Here is a 15,845-nt window from a genome sequence, read left to right as displayed (position 1 = left end):
GAATATAATATGCGCTCGTCCCGAACGTGGGGCGATCTCCAAGAGAGTGATGCCGAGCTGGATTTTAGTGATAGGCCGAGGCACCAGGCAAGCGAGGTAAGAGTCAGCACGCTCTACTTTAAACGAGCGAAATGTTCACGGCTAAAAGCTACTTTTTCAGCAACTGATTCTTTAGGATGCTCCTGATAGTGGGCTTCAATGATTCGATATCGTTTTAATCCGCCTTCCCTGTTCGCAATTTGAATATTTAAACCGGGTCGGGCATTTAATTCAAGCATTAACGGTCCGTGTTCTTTATCAAGAACTATATCTACACCGAGATAGCCTAGGCCTGTTAGATCATAGCAGCTGGAGGCAATCTCAAGTATTTTATTCCAATAGGGTACTTCAATGCCTACGATGGTGTTCAGGGTATCCGGATGATAATCGATGATGTCATTATGATATACACCACCAAGGGTTTTACCTGTGGCCAGATCTACTCCAACACCAATAGCACCTTGATGTAAATTCGCTTTTCCACCAGATAAACGAGTTGGGAGTCTCACCATGGCCATGGCGGGATAACCCAATAAACTAATAATGCGAATATCAGGGATGCCTTCATAACTTACTTCGGCAAATACAGGGTCTACTACAACCCGTTTCTCTATAATTGCATAATCTGAGGAACCACCGAGGCTATATGCTCCTGAAAGGAGACAGGATAGATGGTAGCTAAGCTCTTGGGTTGTGGTGAGCTTGCCATTAATTTGTCGATAACGGCCATAAACTTTATCTTTAAAAACTAAAATACCATCTCCACCAGAACCACGAGCTGGTTTAACAACAAAGTCATTATAAGGTTCTAAACGTTCCTCTATGGTTTTTATTTGTTGTTCTGTTTCAATGATATCGTATAAAGGTGGGACCGCAATACCTGCTTTTAGGGCCAGCTTTTTTGTTTTTAACTTATCATCAACCAGTGGGAATAGTTTTCTTGGATTATAGCGTAACACAAAATCTGAATTACGCTGGTTAATACTTAATATTCCGTGGTTTTTTAAACGGCGAAACAGAGTAATCATTTTACGTGTCCCGCAAGTGATTTAAAGCGTTTCAATTCAAATAATCGGTATCCCCGATATTGACCAAACCATAAGATTAAAGCGAGCAGAACTAATATCAATTCTGGGAAAGCAAACACCAGGTATTGTAATGGTTCATAACTCATTGCCCAATAAGAGATAACTGCAGCGATTAGACTGCCTATGCCTGATTTGATGGCTTCTGATGCACCTCGTTCATCCCAAGTAATGCACATACGTTCTATAGTCATGGTTAAAATAACCAGAGGGAATAAAGCAACTGATAGCCCTGCATCAAGTCCAAGATTTTGACTGATGATACTAATAAAGATCATTAGCAAAATCACGACAGTAAGAATTGCCGCGAGTCTAGGAACTAAAAGCAACCTCAATTGATCCAAATAAAAACGAGCCAGTAAGCCAAAGGATACAATAATAACGAAGAGGGAAATTCCCCAGACTACATGGGTTTCTCTAAAAGCTAAAGCGATTAGAACAGGCATAAAAGTTCCAAACGTTTTAAGTCCGATAAAATTTCGTAGAATTAAGATAATAAAAGCACCTATGGGCACAGTTAATAAAATCTTATAGGTGGCCTGAGCATTGACAGGCAGTTGCAATAATGAGAATCGCAACAGTTGCGAATCGGATTGCAGTCCTCGCGATTTCGCAATACTTAAGGCATTAATGGGCGTAGGCGATACAGTCAAATTAAATTGCGCCTTTTTGCCACCCACAACGTTAAATACAGGCTCATTGCCATATTGCCAAATAAGGAAATCTTTAGGCAAGCCTGCCCCGCCTGTTTTAGGGTTAATATAAATCCAGTTTTTACCATTGAATACAGCCAAAAATGAACTTAATTCAGCTTTGCTTTTTTGAGATAAATAAATACCCTTTACTGGAATTGCAGAAATTTTAGACTGATTTAAAATTAAAATGGCGGCATTAATAATGTGTTCATCACTAAAGTCATTACTTGTTAATAACTTGGCATTCCCATCTTTTTTATTCAGTTCTTTAATCGTGCTCTGAGCAAAGGTCTTAATATCTGCTGAAGATTGTCGTACCTGACTGGTAATGGTTTCAACAGCGGATTTTTGACTTTCTTCAAGTGGTTGTGTTTTGGCGGCAGGAGGTGTCGCTAAAGGTGATTCATTGCCCTCTGCTTGGCGAAAAATTGCCCTGTAGTACAGAGATTGCGCGCCATGCGCTCGCCGGATTGACCAAACGGTTTCCCGGTTATCGCCATTTAAGTTAGTCGTTACCCCATAATTTCTTGATACGAAATACTCATCCAGAATAGCAAAATGCGGTGGTAAATAAGGGATATTAAAACTCGCTTTAATCGGCGTATTCGGGTCCGCAACGAAACGTAAGTTGGATTCAACCATCCAACTGTTTATCGTTTCAGTATCAGTTAATGGCACATCGAGTACGAAGTGTCGATACAAAAAAATTCCTGCTCCAAGGATAAATAGTGTAATGATTAATCCATAAACATGACGCGTGTTGTTTTTCATTGTTTCTTAAGACTCTGATTTCTTAACGTAAATGTGAGTGCTGGATTAACTGCACCATTAAAGGCAATAATTGCATCTCTTCCCAAAAGCAAAGGATAGAGGAACCGTTTGCGGTTGGTTAAATTCACTTTAATTGTTCTAACCTTATCTCCAAGTTGTAGATCAAGCAGTACAACGGGGCGTTTGATGGGGGCGTGTGCTATGATTTCTGAACCATGCTCTCCATCGCGAACTTTAATTTTTACTCGGCCTTTGTATTCGGCTTCAAATATATAATCGCCAGTCTTGGTAGGAACGGTAAAATGTAAATAAGGAACCCCATTTTTGGTAATTTCAGTAATGTTGGTTGCATTTAAAGATGCTGATTTAGCCCCAGTATCTAATTTAGCTGATAGAGTCAAATTTTTTTGGGGAAACGAAACTTTTTCGACATAACCATAAATTTGTACTTCATTCGATGCCATAACGGGTCCGGTCATTAGTGCTGCAAAAATAAAGAGAGCAAATATTGATCTCATTGAATCCTCTTTCCTGAGTTGTTTTTATATGAGGACAATATCGTAGCAGGTTTGCATCCTAAGTCACAACCCGTAAGTGGGGTTAATGAAATATTTTTTGTACGAACTGAATGTGATATCATGATAAACCACCCAAAAATTGTACTTATTTAGCCCATGATGAAACGATTATTGACATCAAGAGCAATAATCTATATACTTCGCGCATCCTAACAGGTGGCCATTTTTGTGTGTAAGAATGACTATTAAGGCCGAAGAAAATTCATCGTTAAAATCTGAAGACCTCGTTTTTCTCTTGGCGATCGCCGGCCGTATTGACGCGCAAAGTAGACTTCTCGCTCAAAAGCTCGATAAAGATCGTTACATTTATCATGCTTATGCCGTTATGGATTCTCTGAGCTCATCCTACAGTATGTTTAAATACTTTTTTGAAGTATTTATCGCCAAGACTGATCCTGATTTAATTCATAAAGTACTGACTTCCCCCGAAGGAATCGCCGCGGTTGCTGCAGAAGCAATTTTTTTAGTTTCGTTTTCTTTTTTAGCAAGTGTTTATGATAAAGAGGATAAGGATTCTGTAAAAAAATTTATATCGTCTGCATGGCCCTATTTTCGTGATTTGATGAAAGGCTTAAAGAACGCATATAAAGGATGGCGAAGTACAGTGCAAGTATTAAGCCTGTTAAGTGGGATGGACCTCAAATATATGGTCATCCCCGTGGGATTGGTATTAGGTATATTTGCTGCTGCCAATCGTCTTTGGATACGCAGCATGGTTGAGCGGCGTAAAATGCAAATGGATAAGAATAAAGAGCTTTTACTTGAAATCCAACAGTTGAGCTCCGTAACACACTTAGACCACAAATCCTATTTATCAAAAATTGAATATCAGGATATAGATACTCGCGTTTATGCCTATTTAGCTGTAGCGACCGGGGGATTTCTAGATGGGTTATATCTTTATATTGGTGTAGTGAGTCTTTCGGTCCTTTCGCCGCCTCTTCTTCTTGCGCTGACAATTATTGGCGCTTTGTACACGCTATCCTGTGTTATTTCACGAATTTATGAAGAATATGATTTTCAGTTGCGTCTAGAGGTTACCCAAACACGCTGTAAGTTGGCGTTAACTACTAAAGAATTGGAGTTAACCTATGCTAAATTACTTGAGTTACAAGCACGTAACAGCATTAGAAATGAAGACCTAGAGGAAATCAGTAGATTGAAGCGTGAGGTTTGTCGTTTAATTGAGAAATTTGCAGAAGAACGTCAATTCTTACAAGACCAAACAACCCACAATTATTTAACAGCCGGTCTGTTAGGCATGAAGTATGGTTTATTTGCTTATGGCGTTTTGACCAGTATCTTATTTACAGCTTCTTCGCTTTCTTTAATTACTGCAAGTAGCTTTCCTCCTGCTTTATTGGCAGTAATTATCGTTTCTGGCCTGGTGCTTATGATAGGGATGACCGTTTACACCTTGAATGCTCATTATCAACATATGCAGAGACGCAAAGAACAGGTTCAAAAGGAATCTCCTTACACTCAAATCATGGAGATGAAGAAGCATATCGAGGCGAACCCAGATACGGATGTTTTAACTGCAGATACTTTTGCAACATCATTACAAGATGGTCTTAAACTGGATCCTTCGCCACAGACTTTTTTCCAAGAGTGGTTTGAAGTGTTCCGCTCTTTTGCTTCAGGTCTATCCAAGGGAAATAATTTCTCCAATTTTGCAATGACTTTTTCCCAAGAGGCTGATTCTGATGGGCATTATCACGATACTCCTGTAATGGGGGTATTGGCAATCGCAAGTGGCGTCTTATTTTCAGTAGTTTTAGGTCTTCGGGCTTTGGCAAAAGGCTTAGGGCGTCCACCTCTAGGCCAGGTTGGTTCTACGAAAACTAAAGAATCAGATGGTGCCGAAGTGTCGATGGATAAAATGAAAACCCAGTCTCAAAGGGAATCAAGTGAGCCTGTGAAACCCCAAGCCCCTGATTCCCTATCGAAACGCGGTTCTTCATTTTGGAATTTCTTTTATCATAAAACAACCTCACAAGACGCCACACTGCCTCATTCAAAGAGCGAGACTAACTTAAATCGTTACCATTCTTCTCCCGGGAGTACAATTGGGGGTTTAGAGTAGGATCATTATACATTTTAAATTGATGATAGATTCTAAACGTACGCTTTTTTGCTTGTACTTCTTCAAGTAATTCTTTGAAACACTGGGCTAATTGTTCTAATTGTTGATCAATAATTTCTAATTTATGGGCACAATTGTTCCGATGCTCTTGTGCAACATCTTCGCGCTTGGTTTGTAGCCCCATGTGATAAGATTTCAAAGACAAAATAGAAAGCCTGTCTATGATCATTCCTGGTGATTCAGAGTTGACTGGACAAACATTATAATCTGCTGGTTGCAATTGGTTGAAAAGCCATTCGTCCATTGCTTCCATACGGTTATTACGTAATTGATTGAAGCGGTCAATTTCTCGCTTTGCCTGGTATACAAATTCATGCCCTTGATCATCACGGCGCGCCCTATCTTCTGCATGCCAGAGCTGATAGTTAAATGCATGATTTTCTTCAACTAGGCGATAAAATTCTTGGTGTTGATGCACTATACCTGAGGCTTTCCATTGGATGATGGAGTTTTTATGTAGATTGATGATTTCTTCGCTATTAATACGATCTGACATGTTTTATCCTGTCTCTTTGATAAGAGATGCCAGTTTAACCTATACCGCATAGCGCTACAAATTGGAGCCGAAGTATTTATTATAGATGTTTTCATAAGCCCCATCATTTTCCATTTGTAATAAAACCTTGTTGATGCTGTTGATGAGCGCCGTATTTTTGGGGAGTGCCAGGATTCCATATCCATTTCCCAGAATGATCGGTTTGCCTACAGTTTGAAAGTTAATCACTTTATTAATCGTAAGATACTTAAAGATATTGATGTTCAACACAATTGCATCAACATCATTATTGAGTAAAGCCGTAATCATTAAAGAAATTTTTGGATAGGTTTTTATATTATCTCTGCTGGTATAAAGTGCAAGAGTATCTTCAAGGTGGCTTGCTTCTAGAGTGCCTATTTTTTTGTTTTTAAGATCTGCAATGGTTTTTATATTTGAGGACATGGTTAAAAATTGTCCATCACTTGTCATAAAGGGCAAACTGTAAACATAATCTTGTGATATGGTTTGGGGTATGGGGCTTGGCGGAAAAGTAATATCAATGCTCCCTGCATTTAATTGATCCAGTTGGTTTTTCATGGTAATTGGTTTGTATTCGCATATGATATTGAGACGTTTACAAATTTCATTCATCAGGTCGATACAAAAACCAAAATAGTGATTGCTGCCATCTACTGCAGAAAAAGGAGGGGCTGATTTTGAAACGCCTACTATAATGCTGTTGCTATAAACGAGTGTAGTACCTGCTAACAGAATAAAAAAAAGGAAATGCCTTATCAGCTTCATGCCGTTGTACCATTTCATCTTGAGCCTATTTAAAATCTAGGTTGCTGATAATTATTTGTCAAATTAATAAATTAACTGCAAGTGACTGATCATCGCATAGGATGATTTTTTTGCCATAAAAGTTATGGCGTTCAAATTGTACTTAACTATATGAATTTAATGATTACTTACATATGTTCTTTGCTAAACACCTATCTAAGGCATTGGCAAAAGCAGTTTTTTCCTTAATGCTTAATGCAGCAGGTCCACCAGCATAATGGCCTGTGGCTCGTAATTGTTCGTTCATATCTCTTAAATTTAAACGCTGTTTGATATTGTTCTCAGTGTACTCCTCTCCACGAGGATTAATCGCCAATCCCTTTTTGGCAATAACATCTGCTGCCAAAGGGATGTCAGCGGTAATAACTAAATCGAAAGGTTTTAAATGAGTTGTGATATAATGATCTGCACTGTCAAAGCCTTTCACGACTTGCACTGCATCGATAAAAGGTGAGTTAGGATAATTAAGATAGGAATTAGCCACTAAGGTGAGTCGTGTTTTTGTACGGACTGCAGCGCGAAATAAGATCTCTTTAATTATTTTGGGGCACGCATCGGCATCTACCCAGATATGCATATTGTTTAAATTGTCAGGCGAAAGTTAGAATGATTTTAGCAAGTAAGGCTGACAAGTAATATAGGCTAATTATATAATTTTATCCTTGCAAGCTGCCTTCATGATTTGAACAATCAAATTTTCTATTTTTTGGGAGAAAGTAATGAGAATTTTGGTTTTTGTTTGTTTTTCACTGTTATCTTTTTATGTTGCTGCTGAATCAACCTTGCCTGTTGGGTGTCAGGCTGTTGCTGTTCAAGGTGAATCAGTGACCCTGCAAGCCAAAAAAAGCAGTCTGGTTTTTATTCATAACCTCACTTCTGCCGATTTATGGATTACCCATCCCGTTACTAATCCGAGTGCTAGCGCAGGTTGGACAACTCGATTACAAGGTGGAAATTGGTCTGCATTAGCCTTGAATAAAGGCCCCTTTGCTTTAAATTGCATTGAATCTAAGCCTGGTCATGAACAACAAGCTCCTTGTGAAGGACTCATTGCTGTGTGTAAATGGAAAGGAGTGAAAATTCCTGCCAATGGGCAAGACAGTACGTTTTGGGCCGCAGAAGATATGTCGTTATCTGCATTAACAGCTGCGGTAGGAGCTCGCGGGTTTGTGATTCCTGTGCCTAAGTAAGGACTACTTATCTTGCTACTTTCATAGATAAGTGTTAGAACTTGGCAAATGATATAACTTAAATATGACAACAACATATAAACAGGATAAGCGTTGAGTAAAAAATCAAAAGATCCCTTTTATAAACGGGAAAGTGAAAAATATACCGATCCAGTCCCCAGTCGCGAATTCATTATGGAAATTCTTAATGAATACGGGAAACCGATGTCGCGCAATCAATTATTTGACAAATTAAAGATAAGTGATGAACACAAGCAAGAGTCTATGGGATTTAGACTAAAGGCCATGTTGCGTGATGGACAAATTATGCAAGATCGGCGCAACCGCTTTTGTCTGATGCAACGGATTAATTTATCTCGAGGTATTGTTCAAGGGCATGCTGATGGATTTGGTTTTTTTATTCCTGATGATGGTTCAGAGGATATGTTTTTGTCCGCTAAAGAAATGCGGGCGGTGATGCATGGAGATGTTGTTCTTGCTTATCAAGTTGGTGTAGACCGACGTGGAAGACCAGAAGCCAAAATTCACGAAGTAATTGAGCATGCTAATGCCACTGTAGTGGGACGATTTTTTACAGATCATGGGGTTAGTTTCGTCTTGCCAGATAGTAAACATTTGACTCAGGACATTTCTATTCCACAAGAAATGGTGAACGGCGCAAAAAATGGTCAAATCGTTTTAGTCGAATTAATTGCATTTCCTAGTAAGCGAGCGCAAGCTATAGGTAAAGTGATCCATGTGTTAGGTGAGCACATGGCGCCAGGCATGGAAATTCAAGTTGCACTTTATGCACATGGAATTCCTTTTGAATGGCCTGAAGATGTGAGCGTTGAAGTTGCAAAAATTCCCCAGCATGTCACCGAAGAGCAAGTCAAGGGACGCACGGATCTCCGCAGTCTTCCTTTTGTGACGATTGATGGTGAAGATGCTAAAGATTTTGATGACGCGGTTTATTGTTACAAAAAGCCCAAAGGCGGTTTCCAGTTATATGTTGCAATTGCGGATGTCAGTAATTATGTAATGCAAGATTCTGCATTGGATAAAGAGGCTGCGCGTCGAGGCAACTCGGTTTACTTTCCTGGCAAAGTCATTCCCATGCTCCCTGAAGCTTTATCCAATGGCTTATGTTCGTTAAATCCTCATGTCGACCGCCTGTGCATGGTTGCTGAAATGTCGATTAGTAACGAAGGTAAAATATCGCGGTCACGATTTTATCGCGCGGTGATTCATTCCCACGCCCGATTGACCTATACGCAGGTTGGTTCTTGGCTTGAGCAGGGTGCCACAGACGAACAACATGTTTCCCTATGGCCTACTTTGCAAGCTCTTCATGATTTGTATCACGTTTTATTGGTTACCCGTAAACTTCGGGGCGCAATGGATTTCGAGACCACTGAAACGCGAATTGAGTTTGATGAACATAAAAAAATTCAATATATAATCCCGGTGATTCGCAATGATGCGCATAAATTGATTGAAGAGTGTATGTTGGCTGCGAATGTTGCTACGGCACGATTTTTGGAAAAAGCAGAGATTCCTACTCTTTATCGGGTGCATGCTGCTCCTGAAGAGGATAAGGTTACTGCATTAAGGCAGTTTTTAGGCGAATTGGGATTGCAATTGAGCGGCGGTAAAAAACCTGGACCCAAAGATTTTCAGCGCACGATGAATGCCATAGAAGATCGGCCTGACAAGCACTTGATTGAAACAGTAATGCTCCGTTCTTTAAAACAAGCGCTCTATGTTGAAGCGAATGAAGGACACTTCGGTCTCGCCTATTCTGCGTACACTCATTTTACTTCACCCATAAGACGCTATCCTGATTTATTGATCCATCGTGCAATTGGTCATTTGTTAGATAATAATCCTGTAGATGAATTTAGTTACACCCATGAAGACATGAACCGATTGGGCAAACATGCATCAATGACCGAGCGTCGAGCAGATGAAGCAACAAGGGAAGTAATTTCTTGGCTAAAATGTGAGTACATGCAAGATAAATTAGGGCAAGTATTCAAAGGGCGAATTTCTGCAGTGACAAGTTTTGGAATTTTTGTCGAACTTGATGAAATTTACGTCGAAGGTTTAGTCCATGTGACCTCATTAAAAAATGATTACTATACTTTTGACTCTGTAAAACATCGTTTGATTGGGACACGAGGTGGGCATGTGTATCGCTTGGGGGACAAGATGACCGTATTAGTGGCCCGTGTTGATCTGGATGAGCGTAAAATTGATTTTGAGCCGGTAGAGGAAACAGCAAGTCATGAGTGAGCAGTATGTTTATGGGGTACATGCGGTTTCTGCTTTGTTAACTAATCCGCATCGAGTGACTAAAAAACTTTATATAAGTGAAGACCGTGTAGACAAGCGATTACAGGATATTATTGATAAAGCCATACAAGCGCATATTAATATTGAAAAATTAAGCACCCAAAAAATGAATCAGCGCTTCGCTGATTTTGCCCATCAAGGAATCGTTGCAAGTGCTTCTTTGCTGCCTGATTATAATGAGTCCCATTTGCTTGCATTATTGGAAGCGAGTAAACAGCCTACCTTGATTCTTATTCTAGATGGAGTGACCGACCCCCATAATTTAGGAGCGTGTTTGCGCACTGCAGATGCAACTGGCGTTGATTTTGTGGTAATTCCTAAAGATAAAAGTGCCAGTATTACTCCGGTAGTGAGTAAAGTCGCATGTGGTGCGGCAGAATCTGTGCCCTTGGTGAGGGTGACAAATTTGGTCCGTAGCATGAAGCTTTTAAAGGAGCATGGGGTTTGGATTTATGGTGCAGCTGGCGAGGCAACCAGTTCTCTATATCAAATAGATTGCACTGGTGATGTCGCTATCGTGATGGGGGCTGAAGGTGAAGGGCTGCGCCGCCTGACACGCGAACATTGTGATGGCTTATTTTCTTTGCCCATGTCAGGCAGTGTAACAAGTTTAAACGTTTCTGTAGCCACTGGTGTTTCTTTATATGAAATTATAAGGCAAAGAAAGGGGAGCGGTTCTTAATGAGTGAATTAAAAATAAACGCGGCGAAAGCCGCGTTACAATACATCGAAGACGATATGGTGGTTGGCGTAGGCACAGGATCTACAGTGAATTTCTTTATTAAAGAGCTCGCTACCATAAAACATCGAATTGATGCATGTGTGTCAAGCTCCAAGGCGACAGAGGCTTTATTACGGAAAGAAGGTATTCCTGTTATTGATTTAAACTCGGTACAGGATTTACCGATTTATATTGACGGTGCCGATGAGGTGACTGAGCATGGCGAAATGATTAAGGGCGGCGGCGGCGCTCACACGCGCGAGAAAATTGTAGCCCAAGTAGCAGAAAAGTTTATTTGCATCGTCGACAATTCAAAGCTCGTGAAGCATTTGGGAAATTTCCCTGTAGCTGTTGAAGTAATTCCTCTCGCACGCAGTATGGTTGCTCGACAATTAGTCCAATTGGGTGGAGATCCTGAGTATAGGGAAGGCTTTGTTACCGATAATGGTAATATTATTCTTGATGTGTTTAATTTAACAATCAACGAACCTATGGATATGGAAGATCGCATTAACCGAATAACTGGAGTTGTAGAAAACGGGATTTTTGCGCATCGAGTAGCAGATATTATTTTGCTTGCTTCTCCAGATGGTGTTAAGCAAATAAAGTAGATTAAATCGAAGGTTCCTGGATGATGTGGCGACTGGAATATTCTCGGATTATGCTTTGTTTCAATACCATCAAGTTAAGGAACCAAGCATCTCTATGTTCTATGGCTTGTCGATGGAGTCCAGAAATCGTTTAAGAAAAACACTGTCGTTCCCGCGAAGGCGGGAACCTATTTCTAGCGAGGCACAGTGCTAGTATAAGAATAGATTCCTGCTTTCGTGGGAATGACAAAAATCATTAAATTAATGACAATAACACTACTTTACTCTTACTACTTTATAACTAAATAGGTTTTAGGCTAATGAATGAACATAAAGTTTATGTAAACCGAATTTTAAATATGAAAAAAATCAAGCTGATCGGCCTGGACATGGACCATACCTTGATTCGTTATAATTCTGAGAATTTTGAGTCTTTGGTTTATCAGCTTGTCAAAGAGCAATTGGTAGAAGTAAAGCATTATCCTGAGCAGATTAAAAAATTAAATTTTAACTATCATGATGCAATTCGTGGCTTGGTTATTGATAGCAAAAATGGCAATATTTTAAAGCTAAGTCGATATGGTGCAATTCGCCAAAGCTATCATGGCACGAAACCTATCGATTATGCTGAACAACAGAAAATTTATCGAAGTATTTATGTTGATTTAAGTGATCCGAATTACATGGCCATAGATACCGCTTTTTCGATTGCGTTTTGTGTTTTATATGGCCAATTGGTTCATTTGAAGGATACTTTGTATCCTGAAGAAATACCCAGTTATCAAACCATAGCGCAGGATGTACAATTTTGTGTGGATAAAGTCCATTCTGATGGCAGTTTAAAATCAATCATTAGCAAAAATTTGCCTGCATATGTAATTAAAGAGCGCGCCTTAGTTGAGGGGCTGAAGCACTTCATTCATCATGGAAAAAAAATATTTATTCTAACAAACTCCGATTTTTCTTATACAAAGCTTTTGCTGGAATATGCAATTAATCCCTTTCTAAAGAAGGGCGAGAGTTGGATTAATTTATTTGAATTTGTTATTACTTTAGCCAATAAGCCACGTTTTTTTTACGATAATCTTCGTTTTTTATCAATTCATCCAGCTATTGGTACAATGACTAATACAATAGGTCCAATAGTTCCAGGTGTGTACCAAGGAGGGAATGCCAAAAAATTTACCGAAGATTTACATGTCCGTGGTGATGAGATTCTTTATATCGGGGATCACATTTATGGCGATATCTTAAGGTTGAAAAAAGATTGCAATTGGCGCACCGCTTTAGTTGTAGAAGAGCTTGGAGAGGAAATAGCGGCACAAGCACGTGCCATGCCTATAGAGAAAGAAATCAGCAAGGCAATGGACATAAAAAAGGATTTGGAAAAAAAATACGTCAATTTGTATACCAAAATGGTTGATGAGGGTTCAAAACAATACAGCCATGAAATACAAGAATTGCAAGCGCAAATCAGTAGAATTGATGCCCAGCTTACCAAATTGTTAAAAGAGCAACAAACTTATTTTAATCCAAAATGGGAACGTATTTTCCGCGCTGGGGCAGAGGAAAGCTATTTTGCCCATCAAGTTGATCGCTTTGCGTGTATATATATGGAAAAATTGTCGGATTTATTGGAATACTCTCCAGTAACTTATTTCCGTGCGAATAGACGCTTACTGGCGCATGATGTTGAAGTGTAGACTTTTCCCCACGATTTTCAATTTGTGACTACGAGACTGCAACTGTTTGGGGGATGCGATGACGGTACATATTGATGTTTCACTTGTACGCAGCTTAATTGATTCACAATTTCCACAATGGGCTAATTTACCCATTAAACCTGTAGCATTCAGCGGTTGGGATAATAGAACCTTTCATCTGGGCAGTGAAATGACGGTTCGCCTCCCAAGCGATGCGTTTTATGCTCTTCAAGTAGAAAAGGAGCAGCGCTGGCTACCTTATCTTGCTCCTCATTTAACTTTGCCCATTCCCTCACCTATAGCTAAGGGAGAGCCAGCAGAGGGCTATCCTTGGCAATGGTCAATTTATCGATGGATTGAGGGACAAACAGCATCAGTTGAACGCATTAAGGATCTGAGCCTCTTTGCCGAGGATCTTGCAAAATTTTTGCTGGAATTTCAAACGATTGATAGTGCAGGTGGTCCATTAGCAGGTGAGCACAGTTTCTATCGTGGAGGACCACTGATTACTTATGATGCCGAAGTTCAAGAGGCAATTAAAATTTTGGCGGAACAAACAGATACAGTAACTCTTTCTTCAATATGGTCTGAGGCGTTAGCTCAAACCTGGCAAAAAGATCCTGTTTGGGTTCATGGGGATATTGCTGTAGGCAATTTATTGATTCAAGGAGGTCGTCTCTGTGCTGTAATTGATTTTGGTCAATTGGCGATTGGTGATCCTGCCTGTGATTTGGTGATTGCATGGACCTTTTTAAAAGCGCAAAGCAGGGAAGTTTTTCGTAGGATACTTCAACTTGATAATGCAACGTGGGCGCGTGCTCGAGGATGGGCCTTGTGGAAAGCATTGATTGTATGTGCGGCATTACCAGGTACTAATCCACTGGATATTGCAAAATCTTGGGGGGTAATTGAGGAGATAATTGCAGATTATAATAATGACAACTAAGATTTTATTGATGCATGAATTTTAAGTCTACAAAGTAGGATTTTAAAAATACATCGGCATATAAACGATTTATGGAATAAATAATGAATAAGGAAAGCCATGTCAACAATTAAACTATTGAAAAGAGTGATCCTTGCTTTTTGTTTGGTAGGAGTTACTGTATTTGTCAGTTCCTGCAATATAAATCAGCCCGTTTCAACAAGTGATGAAAAAGGTTATGGCGGAGAAGGGGGCGCTGGTCGCTAGGTTGTTAAAAACATAATTGTTCTGACTCATCATCTTGCAGTGCTTATCTGTGGGATGATGAGTACTTTGCCAAACTCAAGCAGAGTTATTTTATCAACTACTGAATTACTTTTCTTAATGTTTCCAGACTAATATTAGCTCCACTTAAAACAACTACAGCATTTTTTCCTTGATAATATTTGGCACATTTTAAACAGGCAGCCAAGGCAACACCAGCAGCACCTTCAATTAATAAATGATGTGTGTTGATGATTGTTACGATTGCAGATTGAATCTCATTTTCGGAAACCAAAACAAAATCATCCACATAGTCGCGACACAGATCCAAAGTAATTGAATCAGGTTCTATGCCGCCTGCTGTAGCATCGGAAAGGGTTGGCAATGTTTCCATGGAAATAATTTTTCCTGCTTTAATCGACTCGGACATCACTGGAGAGTTTTCTGGTAAGCACCCTATAATTTTGGTTTTTGGTGAAACGGCTTTCATATATCCAGCAATCCCTCCAATTAATCCACCTCCGCCAATGGGTATAAAAATCACATCAATTGAATCCAGTTGGCGCATGAGTTCTACAGCGATGGTGCCCTGGCCAGCAATTACTTGCGTATTGTTATAGGGTGATACATAAACCATGCCTTGTTGTTTTGCATAATCTATTGCGTGTAACTCAGTTTCTACACAATCCTGCCCATAGAGTTTAAATGACGCATTATAAAAACCTATATTCTCTTTTTTTACTGGAGATACATTTTCAGGAACAAAAATAACTCCAGGAAGTTTGAGTTGATGTAATCCATAGGCAACCGCTGCACCGTGATTTCCTGTTGATGCTGCTACAATGCCATTTTGCTGCTCTTTATTTAAAGACAATAACGCATTAAACGCACCACGTACTTTGAATGAACCTGTATACTGTAAATTCTCACATTTTAAATGAAGATTTACATCAGTTAGTTTACTTAGTGGGACAGAGAAATCCAAAGGAGTTTCACGAATATAGGCACGAATTCTATGTTCTGCTTTAATTACTTCAGTTTTAAGATCAAACATGAGTTTTTTTCCTCCCTCAACTACGAACGATGCAGGTAAGTATATTAGCGGCGCGTGACCTCTAATTATATAGACAAGCAAATAAATCACTTTTTGCCGGACAATTTTTTAGAAGAGAGTCTTTTAAAGGTCAAACAAAATCCAATTTGAGAGCTTTGAAAACAATTTAATTTTAATTTTGGAATTGGTTAGAAGATCCCTGAGACAATCTAGCCCCAACCGGAAGAAACTCGATTGCGGTCTTTTTGGGTTTCGGAGTTTTTTTAATGGAATGGGTTTTAAAGCGGCCTTCCACTCACCAATACGATGGGCCAAACATCTGTACTTTCATGCCGAATACGTGTTGTTGATAAGGTGCAAGATGAGCAAATAACTGGGCTGATTTTTTAAACTTTTTTCGACCAATACACACATCCATGTTACCTTTAA

Annotated in this window: 15 protein-coding genes; 8 read left to right on the top strand and 7 right to left on the bottom strand. The window is 39.5% G+C overall.

Going from position 1 to position 15,845, the window contains the following annotated elements:
• Positions 1–113 precede the first annotated feature (113 nt).
• Genes DGG96_RS15905 through DGG96_RS15895 form a run of 3 tightly spaced genes read right to left on the bottom strand, consistent with a single transcriptional unit; the run spans position 114 to position 3,108 of the window.
• Positions 114–1,067 carry an alpha-L-glutamate ligase-like protein gene (locus DGG96_RS15905; RefSeq protein WP_110143626.1) on the bottom strand — a complete coding sequence of 318 codons (954 nt, stop codon included), beginning with the start codon at positions 1,065–1,067 and terminating at the stop codon, positions 114–116.
• Positions 1,064–2,590, bottom strand: a complete 1,527-nt coding sequence (locus DGG96_RS15900; protein ID WP_110143625.1) for an inactive transglutaminase family protein — start codon at positions 2,588–2,590, stop codon at positions 1,064–1,066. Before DGG96_RS15900 ends, DGG96_RS15905 begins: the two co-directional genes overlap by 4 nt.
• Positions 2,587–3,108, bottom strand: coding sequence for an ATP-dependent zinc protease family protein (locus DGG96_RS15895; RefSeq protein ID WP_110143624.1), 522 nt, complete (start codon positions 3,106–3,108; stop codon positions 2,587–2,589). The genes DGG96_RS15900 and DGG96_RS15895 overlap by 4 nt, the downstream gene beginning before the upstream one ends.
• Before the next feature lie 238 nt (positions 3,109–3,346).
• Between DGG96_RS15895 and DGG96_RS15890 the strand changes: the two genes are divergently transcribed.
• Entirely contained in the window at positions 3,347–5,254 is a 1,908-nt protein-coding gene (locus DGG96_RS15890) for a hypothetical protein (protein WP_110143623.1), read from the top strand.
• Here DGG96_RS15890 and DGG96_RS15885 read toward each other — a convergent pair.
• The 3 genes from DGG96_RS15885 to DGG96_RS15875 all read right to left on the bottom strand — a co-directional run bounded on the left by DGG96_RS15885 (position 5,199) and on the right by DGG96_RS15875 (position 7,212).
• Positions 5,199–5,810 carry a DUF4254 domain-containing protein gene (locus DGG96_RS15885; RefSeq protein ID WP_110143622.1) on the bottom strand — a complete coding sequence of 204 codons (612 nt, stop codon included), beginning with the start codon at positions 5,808–5,810 and terminating at the stop codon, positions 5,199–5,201. The genes DGG96_RS15890 and DGG96_RS15885 overlap by 56 nt on opposite strands.
• Positions 5,811–5,864: 54 nt before the next feature.
• Complete coding sequence (locus tag DGG96_RS15880; protein WP_110143621.1) at positions 5,865–6,596, bottom strand: transporter substrate-binding domain-containing protein; 732 nt, start codon at positions 6,594–6,596, stop codon at positions 5,865–5,867.
• 163 nt (positions 6,597–6,759) lie between these two features.
• Positions 6,760–7,212 carry a YaiI/YqxD family protein gene (locus DGG96_RS15875; RefSeq protein WP_110143620.1) on the bottom strand — a complete coding sequence of 151 codons (453 nt, stop codon included), beginning with the start codon at positions 7,210–7,212 and terminating at the stop codon, positions 6,760–6,762.
• 142 nt (positions 7,213–7,354) lie between these two features.
• Between DGG96_RS15875 and DGG96_RS15870 the strand changes: the two genes are divergently transcribed.
• From DGG96_RS15870 to DGG96_RS20920, 7 genes are all read left to right on the top strand, one after another.
• Positions 7,355–7,825 carry a hypothetical protein gene (locus DGG96_RS15870; protein ID WP_110143619.1) on the top strand — a complete coding sequence of 157 codons (471 nt, stop codon included), beginning with the start codon at positions 7,355–7,357 and terminating at the stop codon, positions 7,823–7,825.
• Between the two features lie 93 nt (positions 7,826–7,918).
• Complete coding sequence (gene rnr, locus DGG96_RS15865) at positions 7,919–10,099, top strand: ribonuclease R (protein ID WP_110143618.1); 2,181 nt, start codon at positions 7,919–7,921, stop codon at positions 10,097–10,099.
• Entirely contained in the window at positions 10,092–10,841 is a 750-nt protein-coding gene (rlmB, locus tag DGG96_RS15860; RefSeq protein ID WP_110143617.1) for a 23S rRNA (guanosine(2251)-2'-O)-methyltransferase RlmB, read from the top strand. Before rnr ends, rlmB begins: the two co-directional genes overlap by 8 nt.
• Positions 10,841–11,491, top strand: a complete 651-nt coding sequence (rpiA, locus tag DGG96_RS15855; protein ID WP_110143616.1) for a ribose-5-phosphate isomerase RpiA — start codon at positions 10,841–10,843, stop codon at positions 11,489–11,491. The genes rlmB and rpiA overlap by 1 nt, the downstream gene beginning before the upstream one ends.
• Before the next feature lie 299 nt (positions 11,492–11,790).
• Positions 11,791–13,173, top strand: coding sequence for an HAD-IG family 5'-nucleotidase (locus tag DGG96_RS15850; protein ID WP_110143615.1), 1,383 nt, complete (start codon positions 11,791–11,793; stop codon positions 13,171–13,173).
• Between the two features lie 58 nt (positions 13,174–13,231).
• Positions 13,232–14,119, top strand: coding sequence for an aminoglycoside phosphotransferase family protein (locus DGG96_RS15845; protein ID WP_110143614.1), 888 nt, complete (start codon positions 13,232–13,234; stop codon positions 14,117–14,119).
• A gap of 99 nt (positions 14,120–14,218) precedes the next feature.
• Positions 14,219–14,365, top strand: coding sequence for a hypothetical protein (locus tag DGG96_RS20920; RefSeq protein WP_165831632.1), 147 nt, complete (start codon positions 14,219–14,221; stop codon positions 14,363–14,365).
• A 97-nt stretch (positions 14,366–14,462) separates the two neighbouring features.
• Here DGG96_RS20920 and DGG96_RS15840 read toward each other — a convergent pair whose 3' ends face one another.
• Positions 14,463–15,416: a threonine/serine dehydratase gene (locus DGG96_RS15840; protein ID WP_110143613.1), complete on the bottom strand. Its 954-nt coding sequence runs from the start codon at positions 15,414–15,416 to the stop codon at positions 14,463–14,465.
• Positions 15,417–15,845 lie beyond the last annotated feature (429 nt).

The sequence above is a fragment of the Legionella qingyii genome (assembly GCF_003184185.1).
Note: the sequence above shows the minus strand (reverse complement) of the source record. Positions and strands in the feature narration are given on the sequence as shown.